We start from the raw sequence: 16,330 nt of genomic DNA on the forward strand, positions 1-16,330 counted from the left end.
CCCGTTATCGCTGAGGAGGCCCGCTATGTTCCTCCCCCTCAGCGCGGGTTTTGGACCGCATTCGGACCGCAGCGCCCCTCAAGGACAAGGCGTGCCTCGCTTCGAAGGACAACGTGGCACTTGCCGAGCATGGCGATCGGCGCTATCGGACGGGCTCCATCGCCAGCACGCTTACCAAATCTTTTCCGTCAAACCTCAGGTTAACTTGAGCAACTCGAGGCCAAATCGCTGGACATCGGGTGAGATGCTAACGCACCTCGGCCCCAATCGCAGGCTCGCGAGCTGTTCTAGCACGACATCTCACGGAGCTCTTCTCTGCCGCTCGTATGCCATGCATCTCGCCCTTCCTTTTCATTGCATGTCGATGCGCTCAATGAGAAATTCGGCCACGCCACAGACAACAACCTTGTCACCGAGATTTGCCCGAGGTTTCAGTAGCTTGACAGTCACTCCAGCGGCGCGAGCGGAATAACGCCCGAAAAACTGTGCGAGTTTGCGGCAATTGCCGAAAATATGCCGGAAACGTCAGGCGCTTACGGGTTGGTCGATAGTGCCCTGATGGCAGATTCGCGGCCATGAAACTGCACTCGGCTGGCGTGAGATTTTCTCCGGAACCGGCCATTTCAAACCGAGAGGAAACTCGCCATGTCACCAGCGTCCATCGCGCATGCGTCAAATGCCAAATCGCGCATTGGCGCCATCTTACGTGCGACGAGCGGCAACTTCCTCGAGCAGTTCGACTTCTTCTTGTTCGGGTTCTACGCCAGTGCCATCGGAAACGCGTTCTTTCCATCAGGAAGCGAAACCGCTTCACTGCTTAACACCTTCGGTGTGTTCTGGCTGGGGGCCTTGATGCGACCTGTTGGCGCGATTGTGCTTGGAGCCTATATTGACCGGATTGGCCGTCGGCAAGGCCTGATCATCACGCTTTCGATCATGGCTATTGGCACCGTCATCATCGCCTTTTGCCCCGGCTATGCAACAATCGGCATTGCCGCACCCGCCATCGTGCTGTTCGGACGGCTGTTGCAGGGCTTTTCAGCCGGCGTTGAGGTTGGCGGCGTTTCCGTCTACCTCTCCGAGATTGCCACTCCGGGCAACCGCGGCTTTTACACATCGTTTCAGTCCTCGAGCCAGCAGGTTGCGATCTTTGTCGCGGCTCTTATCGGATATTTTTTGAGCGAAGCACTTCCGGCCGAAATGGTTGCCGCCTGGGGCTGGCGGATCCCATTCTTCCTTGGCTGCTTGATCGTTCCGCTTATCTTCTTCCTGCGCCGGACGCTGGAGGAAACTCCGGAGTTTCTGGTCATGAAGACCCACCCAACGGCCCGCGAAGTCTTTGCCTCCACAGTTGCGAACTGGCGCATTGTCATTCTCGGCATGATGATCGCGATGCTGACGACCACGACCTTCTATTTCGTCACAGTGTACACGCCTACGTTCGGCAAGCACGTATTGCAGCTGTCCTCGCAGAACACGCTCTTGGTGACGCTTTTGGTCGCCGTGACGAACTTCATCTGGAACCCGATTGGCGGCGCGATTTCTGACAGAATCGGTCGGAAGCCGGTCTTGCTGACCATTGCCGGCCTTGCCTTGGTGACTGTATATCCGGCGTTGTCTTGGCTTGTGACCGACCCAAGCTTTGGCAAGATGCTGGTAGTGGAGATGATGTTCTCGTTCTACTTTGGCACCTATAGCGGCGCCATGTTGGGCGCTCTGGTCGAAATCGTGCCGAAGCACGTTCGCACAACCTGCTTTTCTTTGGCCTTCGCACTCGCCGCAGCTCTCTTTGGCACCTTTACGCCGCTCGCATCGACTTGGCTGATCGATCGGACCGACGACAAGGCTTCGCCGGGTTTCTGGTTGATGTTTGCAGCTTTGCTCGGCATTATCGCCGCACTCACCATTTATCCAGGAAACACCAAGAGAGTTGCAAAGCTGTCGCGACCCGAGCGGTCTAACCGGGCCGTAAGCGCGCAATTTACCACGCATTAGCAGCGCGCCCACGGGACCTTCACGTCCAAGACTGAACTGAACGGAGGTGCGTGGCGGTCCTTGCGGTGATCTCACGGTGGTCCGCGTGCCACTCTGCGGGCCACGGTTCTTCGTATGCGATGTCGAGCAGTATCGGGACGAGCCGTCGCTGATGTTGACTGGGAATGGCTGAGCACTATCACCACGCTCGATTCGTTCTGTGGGAGCGGCGCGATGATAATGCTCGCACTTTGCGGTGACCTGAAACACGGCAGAGCTCGCGCGAGGGAGATACATCCCTCGCGCGAGCTCCACGTGCGCTGCCAAGCAAACTTAACGGGCACGTCTTGAGGCTGCATGAATTCCCCAGTGGACCGGTGTATCGCAGCTCGCCAAACCTTAGCGAGCGTTTAAAAAGCTTGAAACGTGCCTGGTGCACCGAGCGACGGGCCAATGCATGACCACGACCCAGGCCATCGCTGGCTCCGCTCGATCAGCCGCGACTTCACGCACCGCTAGTTTGCGCGGATGAGGTACCGCGCGCAAGCTGTGCGAGCTCCGTCTCGAGCGTAGGGTTGCGCTTGAATATGGCGTCGATCAACGCTTGCGCCGGCTGCTCGGCCGCTTCCACCCACGTCGCCTTCTCCGCTCGTGCGGAGGGCGCGAAGACACGCTTGACGACGGTCGGCGACCCCCTCAGACCGCATTTGGCCATGTCATCCACGCCGGCAGTTTGAGCGCTCCATTTTACGATTGAGGCACGGGCCGCACGCAAGGCATCGATCATTGCACCGCGGCGAATTTGATTGCTTGCCTCTAACATGCTGACGAGACAAGGAAGCTTGGAACGCAGCACCTGGACTCCTCCTTCGCAGCGCCGTTCCGCATCGATCGTGCGTACTTTGAAGTCCAACGCTTTGATTGTGGAAACATAAGTAAGCTGCTGGACCCCGAGCCTCTTCGCAATGCCAGGTCCCACCTGCGCCGTATCGCCGTCGATAGTCTGCTTGCCAGTGAATATGACGTCTGGTGGGCCATATTCCTTCCCGATATTGCGAATCGCGCACGCCAGTGCGTAACTCGTCGCCAGCGTATCGGAGCCCGCGAAACTACGATCAGTGAGCAGGACAGCACGATCGGCACCAAATGTCAGCGCCTTTCGGAGAGATTCTTCGGCCGACGGCGGCCCCATTGTCAGAACAGTGATTTCGCCGCCGAACTTGTCTCGTAGCTCGAGCGCAGCTTCCAGTGCGAACAGATCATATGGGTTGATGATTGTCGGCACGCCCTGACGCATGATCGTATTCGTGACAGGATGCACGCGGATTTGTGCGGAGTCGGGGACCTGTTTGATGCAGACGATGCTGTGCATATACTTCTCCTAAGATGTTGAGCAGGCTCCCCACGAATAGCAACTGTCATACCACCCCAGGCATTTCGCCGATGAGGGACGAATGCAATGGCTGGCGACTGACGGTGAGACCGTTGTCGGGACTGCGACGGGCTGCGCAAAGCGGACGTGATCTCTCTCTGATCTGAGTCGCGGCAGAAACGGCGCGGCCGCGATCTTGCGCTAGTTCGACACCTAATCCTTTCTCATAGGGCGAATACATTGCAAGCAGACGATGACCAGCACCCGGCTGACGCGAAGAGGGCTTACGCTTCCCGGCATGGGCCACCCCCAAGCAGAGCACATCGGTTTCGTATCCGCTTCATGGACCAGAGTACCGCCTCTTGCGCACGCTCTCCTACCGCGCCTGGGCGAGCGAGAGAGACGCGAGCCCGACTTTTTATTCAGAAGCGCTTGATCTCGATACCGTGCCTTCTCAAGGCATAGCCAATCTGGCGCGGCGTCAGTCCAAGCAGGCGCGCCGCCTTGGCCTGTACCCACCCGGACCTTTCCATCGCCGCGATTATGCGCTCGCGATCTGTGACCTTGGCGGCACCTATGACAGGTCGGCCGGGCGGCTCTAGCGGCGTCAGTTCGCTACCGACCGGCTGAACGTGTGCCACAGCTTGTGTTGGCGGCATGCTCAGCCTCGCGGGGAGTGACATTATCGGGCTCGGCTGTCGCGCCACTTGCTCCGGCCCGCACTTCCATAGCGTGGCCGACAGGCATTGCCCGTGGCAGCAGGCAAAATCGTCTCTTACGATCGACGATCCGTGCGCCAGGGTCGCGGTCCGCTGCACACAGTTCTCCAGCTCGCGGACATTACCGGGAAATCCGCAATTCACAAGAACGTCAATCGCACTTGAATCGAAGACCAGAGCACGGCCGTTCTCATTGTTGAAGTTCTTCAAGAATCGAGCGGCGAGAAGCGGAATATCAGTGCGTCTTTCGCGCAGCGGCGGCAGTAGCAGAGGAACCACGCTGATGCGATAATAGAGATCGGCACGAAACTCCTTCCTTACCACCGCCTCTTCAAGATTCTTATTCGTGGCTGCAATCACGCGGACGTCGACTTTGATCGTCTGATTGCCGCCGACCCGCTCGAACTCCTGCTCCTGAAGCACGCGCAGGAGCTTCGCCTGGAACGACGCCGAGATCTCTCCAATCTCGTCCAGAAACAACGTTCCCTTGTCGGCGAGCTCGAAGCGACCCTTGCGCGCGTTGAATGCGCCCGTAAACGCCCCCTTCTCGTGACCGAACAATTCGGATTCCAGCACCGTCTCGGTGAGGGCTGCGCAATTCAGCTTGATAAAGGGGCGTTTGGCGCGCGCTGAACGCTCGTGAATAGCCTTCGCGACCAGCTCTTTGCCGGTACCCGATTCGCCGCGCAACAGAACGGTGCTATTCGATTTAGCGATCAGCTCGATCTTCTCAAGCAACGCGCGCAGCGCCGGACTGTCGCCGATAATTCCCTCGACTTGGACCTTCTTACGCTCCCGCCCATGAGGCTTGAGCTCGGACAGCTGCTTCTGCGGCCGGAACTCCTCGTCCATAAGCCGCCCGCGATCGCGCGCAAGAACGCAATGCAGCTTCGCCGTCTGGCCCAGAAGGCTTGCGACCATCGTCAGCAGGCCGAGGTCGTCCTCGAGCTGCGCATGCGTCCCGTTGTCTGCGATGCGGTCGATGCTCAGCGTACCGACAACTTTCTCGTCAATGTCTATGGGAACGCCGATGAACGCAACACGCGTATTACCGGCGGCATCTAGCATCTCGACGTCCGAAGAACTGAAGATCGAATGCAGCGCTACGTTCTCGACGATGAGAGGCCGCCCCGTCGCCACAATTTGATCAATTGCTCCTTGCGGCAAGCGCACCGCGCAACGCGCGTCGCGCCCTTCACTCCGGCCGTCGTCTACAATGATCTCGGGCACCCCGTCATGATCGAACAGACATACGATGCCGCGCCGCATCTGCACGAGCGATGGCAGACGCTCGATGACGCTCGCCAGCTTGGCTTCGAGCCGGCATAGGCCGGTGAGCGTGTGCGCTATTTCAAAGATCGTGCTTAGCGATTTCTCTTGCGACCGCAGAATACTAGCGGAAGGATCCGCGTCGGAGGTTGAGTTTGGTTTTTCGCGCAGGGAAACGCTGTCCAGCATAATGACTTCTCCGTTCCTTTCTTGATCCTCCCCGTCACCTCGATCGGACTTGTTGGACTCGTGTTGCATGCCTGCCTCGATCTGACATCCAGTTCTCAGGGGCGGGGCGAGAGATGACGCCTCTTCATGGCACGCCGGCAGTACTTACAGTGACTAGATTTGCCGCTTTATTCTTTCCAACTCGCTGCACGGATTCGCCCCGGCCAACATGGCTTCCATCGATGAAGCTCCGACTAGCCGGGTTCGCCAGGGGCGGATTCACTCACAAGTGTTGCCCGCCATTGATCGGCACTTCGGCGCCAGTGACATAACTTGCCGCATCTGAACATAGGAAGAAAATGACCTTGGCGACCTCTTCGGGTGTACCCACCCGGCGAAGTGGGATCTTTGGCACAAGATGCGCTTCCGTGTCAGGCGACAAAATGTCCGTCTTGATTTCGCCGGGCGCGATCGCATTGACGCGAATGCCATGTGAGGCGTAATCGTGTGCCATTTCGCGCGTGAGACAAGCGAGCGCAGCTTTCGACGTCGCATATGCCGTGCCTGCAAATGGATGCACCCGCGCGCCGGCGATCGAAGTCACATTGACGATCGAGCCTGAGGCCGCTTTTAGCTCATCGAACAGACCCTGAGCGAGCAGGATCGGCGCCACCAGATTGAGGTGGAACACGCTCATCCAAGTATCGACTGAGGTCGCCAGCGACGTCAGCCGGGCACCGTTTGGCGTTTTTGGTGAGTTTCCGGCATTGTTTATCAGTCCTTGCAGCGGTGCGCCGGCAAGGCGCTCCTTTATCTGGGTAATCACGCGCGGCAGCGTCCGATGATCGCTCAGGTCGACTTCGATATAGCTATCCCCCTCTGAGTCCCATGGGCAGCGCACCGCGTCGAATGGTTGGCGCGCGCAAGAAATGATGCGCCAACCGGCTTCCGAAAACAATCTTCCGGTGGCGCGACCGATCCCGCGCGATGCCCCGGTCAATACCAGCGTCTTCCGCTCACGCAGCGGACGACCCGCTCCATCGGAGTGAATTGGACCGCGAGGATCCGTTTCCGACGATTGAGCTGCGACCGCATTGTCATCTGGTAGACGTAGATTCACACGCGATTCTCTTCCGCTCCCCTCGCCTGTGCACCTGGTGCAGGATCCGGGCCAGAGCGATGCAGGGCACAGGTGGCGCGCTTCTGCGACGCAAATGGCAGGTTCCGAACATCTGGCCTGCTTGCTTTTCGACACCAGCAACGCCGCAGCAATGGCTGTCGTCGAGCTCCCGGGTGCTGCCCACTGCGTGCGCTACGTCTTCGAGCCGAGAGGCTGGTGTTTCCATGGCGAGCTGACTGCGTCGCCCTCCACGAGTGGTCTGTGGATCATGCGCGCCAGACGAGATCGGTTAGCTGCCTTTAGCGGAGATCAGGATTTAATGGCCAGTTCGTCCAAGTTGCTCTCAGCCGTGGTATGCGCGGCCGCACATGCGGCTCTTGAGCAATATCGATGGGCCGCGGGCCGCGCGGTTCATCACACCTCCGTCCGAAATGACTCTGCGAGCGGAGCATGAACAAGGCCGTCGTCCAGAAAACGAGCTGACCGCAAAAAGGGTCGCCCAGCAAAGGCGATCCATTTACCAGACGCGCCTCCTTGCTGCTGGGACATTCTGACGTGACTGTCTGTTACGTCAGATTTCCTCGGCGACCCGGACCGCCATTGCCGTGCTTTTCACCGTCTGGCCAGCGATGGCGGATTTGGGGCGGATAATGACAGGACCATAACCTTTCCGCGCGACTCGACTTACACATGAGGGCCCGAAGCATTGCGGGGCAAGGCCGCCGGCGCCCGCCGGCATTGGCCTACGCTTCGCAGGCGTTCGCCCTCCCACCAGCACCGCATCCGTGGTAGTGCGCCGGTCAGCCGTCGCTTGCGGACGGAAGTCGCCATCCACCGTTCCTGCGAGACGTTGCGAAACTCGATGGTGTCGAAGCCAGCAGTATCAGGCTGATGATCTAGACCGAAGTTTTCGCTTGGTTCGACCTGAAAGACGAATCCTTTCGGGGTGTTGGGCGGAAAATGGCTTCCGGTTTGTATCCATGTAACGGGATTCCCAAATTGGTCGAGATGTGATTCGATTCGGGAATGTTCATCGAGACGATTCCCAATCGAGGCTCGCCGCCTGCGGTGCTATTGCGGGAGGCGTATCGCGACGAGTATGGCCGGGCGCAGAAGCGCACTCTGGCCAACCTGAGCAAGCTGCCGGGGGATTTGATTGGCGGACTGAGGGCTCTGCTCAAGGGCGGCACGGTGATTGGTGCCGGACCGGACGAAATTCAAATCGAGCGTTCGCTGCCTCACGGCCATGTTGCAGCGGCGCTTGGGACGATCCGCAAGATTGCGCTGGACCGGCTGATTTTGAGCACGACGAAGGACGAGGCCTCGCGGCGCCATTGCGATCTGGTGGTAGCCATGATCGTTGATCGGTTGATTGCGCCACGCTCAAAGTTTGGCTTTGTGCGGGCGGTGGATCAGGAGACGGCAATCTCCAGCCTCGGATCGGCTCTGCGCCTGGGCAAGGTGAAGGAGCGCGAGGCCTATGAGGCGCTCGATTGGCTGGTCGATCGCCAGAGCCGGATCGAGAACGGCCTGGCACGGCGACATCTCCAGGACGGCGTGCTGGTGCTCTACGACGTCAGTTCGTCCTACTTTGAAGGCCGTTGCTGCCCGTTGGCGCGCTATGGCCATAGCCGCGATCACCGGCGCGACCGGCCACAGATTGTCTACGGGCTGCTCTGTACGCGCGAGGGGCTGCCGATTGCGGTTGAAGTCTTCGACGGCAACACGGCTGACCCGAAGACGCTGAGTTCTCAAGTCGAAAAGATCAAGGATCGCTTCGGGATCAGCCGTATGGTGTTGGTCGGGGATCGGGGAATGATCACCTCGGCGCGCATCCGCGATGATCTCAAGCCGGCGGGCGTCGATTGGATCACCTGCCTGCGCGCGCCGGCGATCCAGGCTTTGGCGGCGGAGAATGGGCCGCTGCAACTGTCGCTGTTCGATGACCGCGATCTCGCCGAGATCAGGGCCCCTGACATGTTCCCAGGCGAGCGGCTGATCGTCTGTCGCAATCGCGATCTGGCGGCCGAACGAGCCCGCAAGCGCGAGGATCTGTTGGCCGCGACCGAACGCGAACTTGCTCGCGTTCAGGCCCAGGTCCAGCGCAAACACGCTCCGTTGCGCAGCCCTGCCCAGATCGGCATCGCGGTCGGTGCGGTTTTGGACCGCAAGAAGATGGCCAAGCACTTCGACGTCGAAGTGGCCGAGGGCTATCTCTCATGGCAGCGCCGGATCGAACAGATCGAGGAAGAGGCTCGCCTCGACGGCATCTACGTCATCCGAACCAGCATGCCCGCCGAACATCTCGACGCTGCAGAGGCGGTCCAAGCCTACAAGGACTTGTCGCGGGTCGAACGCGCCTTCCGCTCCATGAAAACCATCGATCTCGAAATCCGGCCGATCCGGCACTGGACGGCACAGCACGTGCGCGCCCACGTCTTCCTGTGCATGCTGGCCTATCACGTCGAATGGCACCTGCGAGAGGCTTTGGCGCCGTTGTTATTCCATGACACCGGGATCGACGTCGCCAGGACGGAACGGACATCTCCGGTCGCCAAGACCGAACCGTCAGAGGTCGTAAAGGCCAAGAAGGCGACCAACCGTTCCGCCGATGGCCACCGCGTCATGAGCTTCGATGCGCTGATTGCTCATCTCGGCACGCTGGTCCGAAACACGATGCGCGTGCCCCTTCACTCCAAGCACCGCTTCACGCTCCATTCCCAACCAACTTCCCTCCAAGAGGCCGCCTTCAAGCTGCTCGATCTCGACCCGCTGCGTGTCCAGTAATCGAAAAGATCGACCGTCAACTTGTCGAGTCGGATCAATCCCTTGCACACTTCCCAAGCGAAAAACTTCGGTCTAGCCCGCCATTGCTCAGGCTCAGATTCTGGCGCTTCATGAAGCCGCGAAATGCTCGTATGGGTTATCGATCATGGTCAATTGCTCCGGATTGCGCTGGTCGAATTCAATGATCCGTGGCACGAGCAGACGGGCATAGCGCGTGAAGGCGCTGGTGGGGGGAAAGCGGATCACGGTAGCGCATCGCGCAAGAAGATACATGTCGATGAGAGCGGAAGCTCCACCTTCAATTCCCATTTCCGCACTATGCAACGGCCCTGCCCGATCGGCCTGGAAACGTTTTGGTACGGCGAAGACATCGGGAAACAGACCCGATAGGCGATCGAGAACCTGTGCACTGTCCGTGCACAGGAAGACCTTTACAGGCTTTGGATATGGCAAAGCCTTGGCTTTACGGATTGCCATGCAGACCTGACGAAGGGCGAGCTCCGAATCGGCCCAGTACGGCGCATGCTCCATGATATCTTCGCCATTGCCGTGCCGAACATGAACGCCAATGATGCTATGGCCGCTAAAGTGTTCCTCATACAAGGCGTCGATCCGCGCTTGAATCTCAGACCTGAGCTTGATGTTCCGAAAGATCAGTCGTTCGGCTTCCTCGCCACAACGCCACATCAGGCAAGCGTCACAGACAATGGTGTTGGCTTCGCTATCTTCTCTTGCCTGGAACAGCTCGGTCAGTTCGTCACGTTCACGGAAGATCTGCTCATCCGGACGATTGATGCAGTCGATCGATGGCCTATTCCACCACCGCGGGAAGAACGGTCCGGGAAACGAGAGCTGGTTGACTCGGTCATCACAAATCACCGGCACTCCAGCGATGTCCTCAACCGGCTCGAAGAATACCGGAAAGGCATTGCTGAACGGTTGGTCGATGTAGCAGGAACCGCGCCAGTCAACGACGAGCGTCCGCCCGGTCCGCTGCGCGTACGACCAAGCTGACGCCAGCGACCAGAGGCAATCACCAAAGCCGGTACGCCTCCGAGAAATAACAAAGCGTTCCTTGGTCAAGTTATCAAACCCTTCTCGTTGCGCAAGATCAGTTTTGTGTGGCGCACCTACTCATCTGCGATTCCGATCCACGCCAATGGACGGCTGGTCACCTGGACGCAAGGCGATCAACCCGCAAGCCCTCCTCCACGGCACCGCGATTGGCAGATCATGCAAGAGGCGTCCAAAAGCCCTCTTCCGCATTACTCACCTTTTACGATCGCGCAGTCTGTGACGGATGCAGCCGAATACGGCGCAGATCCCAGATCCCGCGCAGTTCGTTCACGAGAGCTTCTCGCCTAGTCCTGTCAGAGGTGACCCTGGCGAGAAGATCGGCAAGAACAGCTTCCTTCTCAATTTGCATCAGCATGTCGAACAGGTCATGCGAGACGCGCACGCTGTCCTGGCTGGAGTGACCCATGCGGATCTCGCAGACTGTCTCCTGGCGTTCTCGGCCCGCATGAGCGCGAACTCGGTAAAGAGATACATGGGGCGGCAGTGATACAGCGAGTGCAGTCCAGCTTTCGAGCGTTGTTGCCCGCTTCTTGACGAGGAATGAACCGACCACAAGGCCATCCAGCTCGGTCGACAAAAACGCTGTAATCGCATCGGCAACGGAATCTACGATCGGTTCGGCATTGTTGTTGAACGACGTATTAAGCAGAACCGGGACGCCTGTCCGGCTCTTGAACGCATTGATGAGTTCCCAATAGGCGGCATTGTTCGTGCGGGAAACCGTTTGCAGCCGAGCCGTACCATCGATATGCGTGATCGCGCCCAGCAAAGCACGCTTGGATTCACGCACGCGAACGACGAAATTCATGAAGGGATATTCTGCGCGACCATCCGGCAACTCAAAGAACGCGCCCGCATCCTCCTCCAGAACCGATGGCGCAAATGGTCGATAACTCTCCCGCTTCTTGACCATCGCATTGATCCGATCCTTGTTCGCCGCGGGCCTCGGGTCCGCAAGAATACTACGGTTGCCGAGCGCACGAGGGCCGAACTCCGATCGGCCCTGTACCCACCCGATCACGGCGCCATCAGCGATCCACTCGGCTGCTCTGGTTGCGACGTCAGCGGTCCGCTCAATCTCGAGGTGTCCGGCCCATCCCTTCAGTTCCTGTTCAATGCTGTCGTCGCTGCCGACATCTGGCCCCCAATAAACCGCCTGTAGTCGCTCGCGGGGCGCAGGCTGCCCGGCCTCGTTCGACACCATCAGTGCCGCGCCCAATGCGCATCCGGCGTCGTGCGCAGCCGGCTGCACGAAGATGTCTTCGAACAGGCCTGAATACAGGAGTTTTCCATTCAGCGTGCAGTTGTGGGCCACCCCGCCAGCCAGGCACAACCGTTTCATTCCGGTCGACTCACGGTAATGCCGAAGAATGTGAAACACGATCTGCTCCAGCGCCTCCTGCAACGATGCGCTCACATCTCGATGCTGTTGCGTGAACGGCATTCCCTTTCGCCGGACCTCGATATTGCGCAGCAGTGCCGGCCCGATACGTTCGAGGTGAACGCGGTAGCCACCGTTTGCGGAGAGCTCATAAAATTGGGAAAAGAGCTCGCGATAGCGTGCGGGATCTCCGTAAGGAGCCAGTCCCATAACCTTATACTCGTCGAACAGGCCGTAGCCGAGATATCGGATCGTCTCTAGATAGAACAGTCCGAGAGAGTTATTCTCTGGAAACGTCATAAGCTCGGTCATTTCGGTGCCCGACCCGACAGCCAACAGACCCGAGAGGAAGTCGCCACAACCGTCGATCGCGAGGACCAGACTTTCTTCAAAACCCGACATCGCCAGAGCGCTCACGGCATGGGCCTGATGGTGGCCTACGAATGACACCCGCGAAGGATCAACTTGGGTACCGAACTCCGTCGCTAGAAGGTGCCGTAACAGCAGATTCGCATCTAGCGGAATTGAGATTTCCGGTTGTGAGATGAACAACCGTTCGAGCATCGCATTGCAATAGGCTTCAGTAGCGTAGAACGCAATACGATCGACGTCGCAAAGCTCCACACCCGCGGCTGCAAGACAGTATTCAATCGCACTGCTCGGAAGCTTGTTTGAATGTTTGATCCGGTTGAGGCGCTCCTCTTCCACGGCAGCGATTACGCGCCCGTCCTTGACAAGTACCGCGGCGCCGTCGTGCAGAAACGTGTTCGGTAGTCCAAGGGGGTTTTCATAGACCCTGTCGAGGCCGCCACTCAATCCTAGACACAGCATCTTGTTCTCCGTTAATCCTGAGAGGCCTGTTGGCCTATTTCGTATCGCTTGCTTTGGGAGTAGGCCGCACGTCGCCGCGGGGCCGATCAGGCATCGCTAGCGTGACGAGGCTCACATAAGCGTCGCACGCGATCGGAAGTTCGTTAGGCCCGATATCTCATCTCGCACACGCGATGCTTCGCTTTAGGTCTTGTTCCTCTCACCGCATCAGGCGCTGCCGAAGCAGCACGGCCGAGACGAGGAAGGGAAATGCTGCGTAGATGCAAAGTGCGCCCACATGCAATCCGACGCTGTCGACCGGCCGACCGAGCATTGCTGGACGAATGAGATCGACCGAATGAGTCAGCGGCAATAAGGCCGCGATGCGTTGAAATGAACCGGGCAACTGGCTCATTGGGAAGATCGTCCCGCTCAAATACATCATGGGCGTGAGAATGAGCGACTGGTAGAAGATGAAATAGTCGTGGCTCGGTGCAACTGCTGAAACGACCATTGCGAGGCTCGCGAAAGTAACGCCAGTGAGGGCGATGGCTGGTAACGCATAGGGGATGGATGACCACTCTGCGTAACCCAGCGCGACGGCGACAATCGTGATCGCGGTCCCAGCGAGCAAGGCCTTGCTCGCTGCCCATGCCACTTCACCGAGAACAATGTCGCCGAGCGTAAGGGGCGTACAGAGCACTGCCTCCCACGTGCAATTTGTCTGCATGCGAGCGTAAGCCGCATAGATCGTTTCGAAGGTTGCGGAGACCATCGCGCTTGTGGCGACCATGCCAGCCGCCAGAAACGAGATGTATGAGGTCCCCTCAACACCACCTATGATCATTCCAAGGCCAAAACCGAGACCGAACAGAGAGCTCATCGGCTCGGCCAGATTCCCAAGAATCGATGCCAGCGCGACTTTCCGCCAGACCAGAAAATTGCGACGCCATACCGCGATCCAGTTCCATGGATTAGCAGGGAGCGCCGGCGCAAAACGTTGCCACATCGTTCAGTCCTTTATCTCTCGCCCGGTTAGCCGCAAGAAGACATCCTCCAGATTTGGAGGACGCTGCAGAAAGCGCAGATCCGTGCGGTTGGCAAGCCGGAGGCGCACCTGCTCTGGATCCGTGACATAGCAGAACAGCGTCTCCCCGCTCACCTCAGCGCGCTGCACTTGGGGTCTGACCAGCGGCAGCAGTTCATGCGGATTACCGCCGTAAATCTCGATCACTTGGCAGCCGATCTGCTGCTCGATCAGCGCGTGAGGCTGACCTTCGGCGATCTTACGGCCGTGCTCAAGCACGCACAGGCGGTCGCACAATCGCTCCGCCTCTTCCATGAAGTGGGTGGTGAGAAGGATCGTTTTGCCGCGCCCTAATAACGAGCGCAAGCGTTCCCAGATCAGGTGACGGCCGTGCGGATCGAGGCCGGTCGTCGGCTCATCAAGCACCAAGAGCTGCGGGTCGTTAATGAGGGCCCGTGCCAACGTCAGGCGTCGCTTCATGCCGCCGGACAGTTCGGCGACGCGGGCATCCGCTTTGTTCTCCAGGCGCGCGAATTCGAGCAGTGACGGCGTGACCGCTTCCACCTCAGCCGCGCTCATGGCGAAGTAGCGCCCGAAAACGAGCAAGTTTTCGCGCACCGTGAGCTGAAGATCAAGGTTATCGAACTGTGGGACAACCCCGATCCCCCGGCGCGCCAAGCGCGCCCGTGCCGGCACTGACTCGCCGAGCACGCATATCTTACCTGCGTCGGGCGATGCAACACCCAGGATCAAACGCGCAAGCGTGCTTTTACCCGCTCCGTTTGGTCCCAGCAGACCGAAGCACTCTCCCGGCGAGACCGTAAACGAAAGAGCGTCCACGACGACCCTGTCGTCGTAGAACTTGCTCACCTGGAAAAGGTCGACTGCCGCGGTTGACATTTGCTTACGCCATCGCGACGGACGTTGTTCGCGCCGCTTCCTCGCTCGCGCGCTTTTTTGTCCAAAGCAGGCCGTCACACCATACGTGATCGACGCGTCCCCACTGGCACGCGGCGGCAGCATCCGGGAAAAAGCCGCGTCCATGCAGATTGGCGCTGGTATTGCAAAGCAGCGGAATGGCTGTGAGCTTCTCGTACTCGACGAGAAGCTCGGCCACTTTATGCTGAGAGGTTCGGGAAACGGTCTGTAGACGAGCAGATCCATCGAGATGCACGACGGCGGGAATTTTGTCCCGCCATTCCGGTCGCGTCTGGTGATCGAACAGCATGTACGGATCGGGTATTCCAGGACTAAAAACCTCCGCCGCACGATCCTCCAGGCATATCGGCGCTACCGGCCTGAAATGCTCACGAAGTTTGATGTCGTTGAGATGATCTTTCATTCCTTCCCAGCTCGCAGCCGCGAGAATGCTTCTGCCACCCAAGGCTCGTGGTCCGAGCTCGGCACGCCCGGCAAGGAAGACCACGGGCTTGTCGCAAGCGAGGATTGCCGCAAGTTCGCCCATAGTGCAGGGCGCGCCCTCCCATTCGGGCGGGACTTCGCCGGGACGAACGGCCGGTCCACTGTAGACCGACCATTCCAGAGCTCTAAAGCCTTGCTGTGCCGCCAGTGCAGAGCAAGCAGCACCAATGGCTGAGCCGCTGTCGTTTGGAAAGGGCGGCACCCACACGACATCGAACAGGCCAGTCGCACGAAATGCACTATTCCACTTAATATTCAGGCCACAGCCGCCGGCTATGCAGAGGTTACGCGCCCCCGCAAGATCCGAATGCCGCTCCACCACATCAGCAATGGTGCGAACCAGCAGACGCTCTAGAAAGACGTGAAATGACGCAAGGACGTCTTCGGCTTGTTTTTCCTTCAGTCGCATTGCGCACGCATCGAAGAAGTCGTGCAGAGCTTCAAGTGGCGATTGTGAGCTGTTGATCTCTTCAAGCTCAGGACAAGCGCCCTCAGCATCCGTGGCAAAGTGCGCCTCATAAAGTTCATGAAACGTCTTAATACAGTCCTCGTCGGGCGATCCCAGCGCGATATAGGCCATCAGCTTGCCGGCAATACCGAGATCCCAGCTGGTCCGGTCTGCCCGCCTGTAAGGTCCAAAGTGATGTCCTGCCGTCGCATAGGCGTGACCTATCATCGGAAACAGGCACTCGATGAACCGGATGCCGTGGGGCTCGACATAGTAGAGGCGTGGAAACATGCAGCCGTCCCACACCAAGCAGAAAGCAGATTGTGCGGATTTGGCAAACGAGCTGGCGCAGTATGCGGATGCTACGTGCCCGGTGACATGGGGATAGCTTTGATAGGGATATAGCTTCCCATCAAGCATGAGGCCGATCCGATCGCGGGACGTCAGGGGGCTATCGCCTTGCCGTTCGACATACGGCGCGCCCTTGAGCTTGATGGTCGTCGTCCCACTAAGGACTTCAAACTGCGACTCGAACTCTCCATCCCAGCCATCAATGACGAACTGATCAACATCGCTCGGATCCAGCCCGTGCTCCGCCAAGGCGTTAACAACGGCATCCAGGTTGTCGATGGTTTGATAACGCGGATTGTTATTCAGCTTCTCCTGTTCGACACAAAACACCACCCGGCCGTCCTCGATCAGAGCGACTGCCCCGTCATGCGTCAACTTGATACCGCAGATACGCATAGTAGCTCC

At 58.8% G+C, this 16,330-nt stretch carries 10 protein-coding genes; 2 read left to right on the forward strand and 8 right to left on the reverse strand.

Features of this window, described 5'->3' with window-relative positions; genetic code table 11:
• Positions 1–645 precede the first annotated feature (645 nt).
• Positions 646–1,995, forward strand: a complete 1,350-nt coding sequence (locus tag IVB23_RS13155) for an MFS transporter (RefSeq protein ID WP_247803830.1) — start codon at positions 646–648, stop codon at positions 1,993–1,995.
• Between the two features lie 484 nt (positions 1,996–2,479).
• Here IVB23_RS13155 and IVB23_RS13160 read toward each other — a convergent pair whose 3' ends face one another.
• The 3 genes from IVB23_RS13160 to IVB23_RS13170 form a co-directional block, all read right to left on the reverse strand.
• Positions 2,480–3,346: an electron transfer flavoprotein subunit beta/FixA family protein gene (locus IVB23_RS13160; protein ID WP_247803831.1), complete on the reverse strand. Its 867-nt coding sequence runs from the start codon at positions 3,344–3,346 to the stop codon at positions 2,480–2,482.
• 422 nt (positions 3,347–3,768) lie between these two features.
• On the reverse strand, positions 3,769–5,523 hold the full coding sequence (gene nifA, locus IVB23_RS13165) for a nif-specific transcriptional activator NifA (RefSeq protein ID WP_247803832.1): 1,755 nt from the start codon (positions 5,521–5,523) through the stop codon (positions 3,769–3,771).
• 262 nt (positions 5,524–5,785) lie between these two features.
• On the reverse strand, positions 5,786–6,553 hold the full coding sequence (locus IVB23_RS13170; protein ID WP_247804838.1) for an SDR family oxidoreductase: 768 nt from the start codon (positions 6,551–6,553) through the stop codon (positions 5,786–5,788).
• Between the two features lie 1,095 nt (positions 6,554–7,648).
• Between IVB23_RS13170 and IVB23_RS13175 the strand changes: the two genes are divergently transcribed.
• Entirely contained in the window at positions 7,649–9,409 is a 1,761-nt protein-coding gene (locus IVB23_RS13175) for an IS1634 family transposase (protein WP_247803833.1), read from the forward strand.
• Between the two features lie 108 nt (positions 9,410–9,517).
• Here IVB23_RS13175 and IVB23_RS13180 read toward each other — a convergent pair whose 3' ends face one another.
• The 5 genes from IVB23_RS13180 to nodU all read right to left on the reverse strand — a co-directional run bounded on the left by IVB23_RS13180 (position 9,518) and on the right by nodU (position 16,321).
• The gene (locus IVB23_RS13180; protein WP_247803834.1) at positions 9,518–10,492 is read right to left on the reverse strand and encodes a nodulation protein NodZ; all 975 of its coding nucleotides are present in this window, start codon (positions 10,490–10,492) and stop codon (positions 9,518–9,520) included.
• Between the two features lie 193 nt (positions 10,493–10,685).
• The gene (locus IVB23_RS13185; RefSeq protein WP_247803835.1) at positions 10,686–12,698 is read right to left on the reverse strand and encodes a carbamoyltransferase; all 2,013 of its coding nucleotides are present in this window, start codon (positions 12,696–12,698) and stop codon (positions 10,686–10,688) included.
• 199 nt (positions 12,699–12,897) lie between these two features.
• Positions 12,898–13,686, reverse strand: a complete 789-nt coding sequence (locus tag IVB23_RS13190; RefSeq protein ID WP_247803836.1) for an ABC transporter permease — start codon at positions 13,684–13,686, stop codon at positions 12,898–12,900.
• Between the two features lie 3 nt (positions 13,687–13,689).
• Entirely contained in the window at positions 13,690–14,604 is a 915-nt protein-coding gene (gene nodI / locus IVB23_RS13195; RefSeq protein ID WP_247803837.1) for a nodulation factor ABC transporter ATP-binding protein NodI, read from the reverse strand.
• Between the two features lie 4 nt (positions 14,605–14,608).
• Entirely contained in the window at positions 14,609–16,321 is a 1,713-nt protein-coding gene (gene nodU / locus IVB23_RS13200) for a nodulation protein NodU (protein ID WP_247803838.1), read from the reverse strand.
• Positions 16,322–16,330: the final 9 nt, after the last annotated feature.

The sequence above is a fragment of the Bradyrhizobium sp. 191 genome, from assembly GCF_023100985.1.
Classification (GTDB): Bacteria; Pseudomonadota; Alphaproteobacteria; order Rhizobiales; family Xanthobacteraceae; genus Bradyrhizobium; species Bradyrhizobium diversitatis.